Here is a 3,768-nt window from a genome sequence, read left to right on the forward strand (position 1 = left end):
GATCCAACCCCTCCGCTGCTATAGTGCAGTCGGCTTCTGACGTTCAGTGCAGCCGTCTTCTGAAAACGACACCATGTGCAAACGATGTCAGAATAGAGTTAAATTTCCTATTGATTGACATATTCCGTCAAAGGTAACAGATTTCATCCTGACACTTTTGCCTTTGGAGGCATCTTGCAAGGTCAACGCATCGGCTATGTCCGCGTCAGCAGCTTCGACCAGAACCCGGAACGGCAATTGGAGGGTGTTCAGGTGGCGCGGGTGTTCACCGACAAGGCTTCTGGCAAGGACACCCAGCGTCCCGAGCTGGAAAGGCTGCTGGCCTTCGTCCGCGAGGGCGACACCGTGGTGGTGCATAGCATGGACAGGCTGGCACGCAACCTTGATGACCTGCGCCGCATCGTCCAAGGGCTGACACAACGGGGCGTGCGCATGGAGTTCGTCAAAGAAGGGCTGAAGTTCACCGGCGAGGACTCACCGATGGCCAATCTGATGCTGTCGGTCATGGGAGCCTTCGCTGAGTTCGAGCGCGCCCTGATCCGCGAACGTCAGCGCGAGGGAATCGTGCTGGCCAAGCAGCGCGGTGCCTACCGGGGACGAAAGAAATCGCTGAACAGCGAACAAATTGCCGAGTTGAAACGGCGAGTTGCGGCAGGCGACCAAAAAACCTTGGTGGCCCGTGACTTCGGCATCAGCCGCGAAACCTTGTACCAGTACCTGCGGGAAGACTGACCATGCCACGCCGCTCAATCCTGTCCGCCACCGAGCGCGAAAGCCTGCTGGCACTGCCAGATGCCAAAGACGAACTGATACGGCACTACACGTTCAACGAAACCGACCTGTCGGTGATCCGTCAGCGTCGCGGCGCCGCGAATCGATTGGGCTTCGCTGTGCAGCTTTGCTACTTGCGATTCCCTGGCACCTTTTTGGGCGTCGATGAGCCTCCGTTTCCGCCCCTGTTGCGCATGGTGGCCGCGCAACTCAAGATGCCAGTGGAAAGTTGGAGCGAGTACGGCCAGCGCGAACAGACACGGCGGGAGCACTTGGTCGAGCTGCAAACGGTTTTTGGGTTCAAGCCCTTCACCATGAGCCACTATCGGCAAGCCGTGCATACATTGACCGAGCTGGCCTTGCAGACCGACAAAGGCATCGTGCTGGCGAGCGCACTTGTCGAGAATCTGCGGCGGCAGAGCATTATCCTGCCCGCCATGAATGCCATCGAGCGCGCAAGCGCCGAGGCCATCACCCGTGCCAACCGACGCATTTACGCGGCGCTGACCGATTCTTTGTTATCACCCCACCGTCAGCGCCTGGACGAACTTCTCAAGCGCAAGGACGGCAGTAAAGTGACGTGGCTGGCATGGCTGCGCCAGTCGCCTGCCAAACCGAACTCTCGCCACATGCTCGAACATATTGAGCGCCTGAAATCCTGGCAAGCACTTGATCTGCCCGCAGGCATCGAGCGGCAGGTTCACCAGAACCGCCTGCTCAAAATCGCTCGTGAAGGTGGCCAGATGACGCCTGCTGATCTGGCAAAGTTCGAGGTGCAACGACGCTATGCCACGCTGGTAGCGCTGGCCATCGAAGGCATGGCCACCGTCACCGATGAAATCATCGACCTTCACGATCGCATCATCGGCAAGCTGTTCAACGCGGCCAAGAACAAGCATCAGCAGCAGTTCCAGGCTTCCGGCAAGGCGATCAACGACAAGGTGCGGATGTATGGGCGCATCGGTCAAGCGTTGATTGAGGCCAAGCAAAGCGGCAGCGATCCGTTCGCCGCCATCGAGGCCGTTATGCCCTGGGACACCTTCGCCGCCAGCGTCACCGAAGCGCAAACATTGGCGCGGCCTGCCGACTTTGATTTCCTGCACCACATCGGTGAAAGCTATGCCACGCTACGCCGCTACGCGCCGCAGTTCCTGGGCGTGCTCAAATTGCGGGCTGCGCCCGCCGCCAAGGGTGTGCTCGATGCCATCGACATGCTGCGCGGCATGAACAGCGACAGCGCGCGCAAGGTGCCCGCCGATGCGCCAACCGCATTCATCAAGCCGCGCTGGGCAAAGCTGGTTCTGACCGACGACGGCATCGACCGGCGTTACTACGAGTTATGCGCCCTGTCGGAGCTGAAGAACGCGCTGCGCTCCGGTGATGTCTGGGTGCAGGGTTCTCGCCAGTTCAAGGACTTCGACGAATACCTGGTGCCGGTCGAGAAGTTCGCCACTTTGAAGCTGGCCAGCGAATTGCCGCTGGCAGTGGCCACCGACTGCGACCAATACCTGCATGACCGGTTGGAATTGTTGGAGGCGCAACTCGCCACAGTCAACCGCATGGCTGCGGCCAACGACTTACCGGATGCCATCATCACCACCGCGTCAGGCCTGAAGATCACGCCGCTGGACGCGGCAGTACCAGACGCCGCGCAAGCCATGATCGACCAGACAGCTATGCTGCTGCCGCACCTCAAAATCACCGAGTTGCTGATGGAGGTCGATGAATGGACGGGCTTCACCCGCCACTTCACACACCTGAAGACCAGCGACACGGCCAAGGACAAAACCTTGCTGTTGACGACGATCCTGGCCGACGCGATCAACCTGGGTCTGACCAAAATGGCCGAGTCCTGCCCTGGCACCACCTACGCCAAGCTGTCTTGGCTGCAAGCCTGGCACATCCGCGATGAAACCTATTCGACGGCGCTGGCCGAGCTGGTGAATGCGCAGTTTCGGCAACCCTTCGCCGGCAACTGGGGTGACGGCACCACGTCATCGTCGGACGGCCAGAACTTCAGAACCGGCAGCAAAGCAGAAAGCACTGGTCATATCAACCCGAAGTATGGAAGCAGTCCAGGACGGACTTTCTACACCCATATCTCCGACCAGTACGCGCCCTTCAGTGCCAAGGTGGTCAACGTGGGCATTCGTGATTCAACTTACGTGCTTGATGGCCTGCTGTACCACGAGTCGGACTTGCGCATCGAGGAACACTACACCGACACGGCAGGCTTCACCGATCACGTGTTTGGCTTGATGCATTTGCTGGGATTTCGCTTCGCGCCGCGTATCCGTGACTTGGGCGAAACCAAGCTATTCATCCCCAAGGGCGATGCCGCCTATGACGCGCTCAAGCCGATGATTAGCAGCGACAGGCTGAACATCAAGCAAATACGCGCCCATTGGGATGAAATTCTGCGGCTGGCCACCTCCATCAAGCAAGGCACGGTAACGGCTTCGCTGATGCTGCGCAAACTCGGCAGCTACCCGCGCCAGAACGGCTTGGCCGTGGCGTTGCGCGAGCTGGGGCGCATCGAGCGCACGCTGTTCATTTTGGATTGGCTGCAAAGCGTGGAGCTGCGCCGCCGCGTCCATGCGGGGCTGAATAAGGGCGAGGCGCGCAACGCGCTGGCCAGGGCGGTCTTCTTCTACCGATTGGGTGAAATCCGCGACCGCAGTTTTGAGCAGCAGCGCTACCGGGCCAGCGGCCTCAATCTGGTGACGGCGGCCATCGTGTTGTGGAACACGGTATATCTGGAGCGTGCCACCAGTGCTTTGCGTGGCAACGGCACGGCGCTGGACGACACATTGTTGCAATATCTGTCGCCGCTGGGGTGGGAGCACATCAACCTGACCGGCGATTACCTATGGCGCAGCAGCGCCAAGGTCGGTGCGGGGAAGTTTAGGCCATTGCGACCGCTGCCACCGGCTTAGCGTGCTTTATTTAATGAGATGGTCACTCCCTCCTTCCCGGTACTATGCTGAGGACAGGCTT

Annotated in this window: 2 protein-coding genes; both read left to right on the forward strand. The window is 59.7% G+C overall.

Translation table 11 applies throughout. The annotated features are described in order from the left end of the window. Positions 1-174: 174 nt before the first annotated feature. A complete protein-coding gene (locus tag ACOTXR_RS24945) occupies positions 175-732 on the forward strand; it encodes a recombinase family protein (RefSeq protein WP_001162012.1) in 558 nt (185 codons plus the stop codon). Between the two features lie 2 nt (positions 733-734). Next, complete coding sequence (locus tag ACOTXR_RS24950) at positions 735-3,707, forward strand: Tn3 family transposase (protein WP_001138073.1); 2,973 nt, start codon at positions 735-737, stop codon at positions 3,705-3,707. Positions 3,708-3,768: the final 61 nt, after the last annotated feature.

It is taken from the genome of Enterobacter cloacae complex sp. IR53030 (assembly GCF_049238365.1).
Classification (GTDB): Bacteria; Pseudomonadota; Gammaproteobacteria; order Enterobacterales; family Enterobacteriaceae; genus Enterobacter; species Enterobacter kobei.

What these genes read in the sequence shown, in the direction of transcription:
- ACOTXR_RS24950 (WP_001138073.1), top strand. Translation starts at nt 735, where the DNA reads ATGCCACGCCGCTCAATCCTGTCCGCCACCGAGCGCGAAAGCCTGCTG.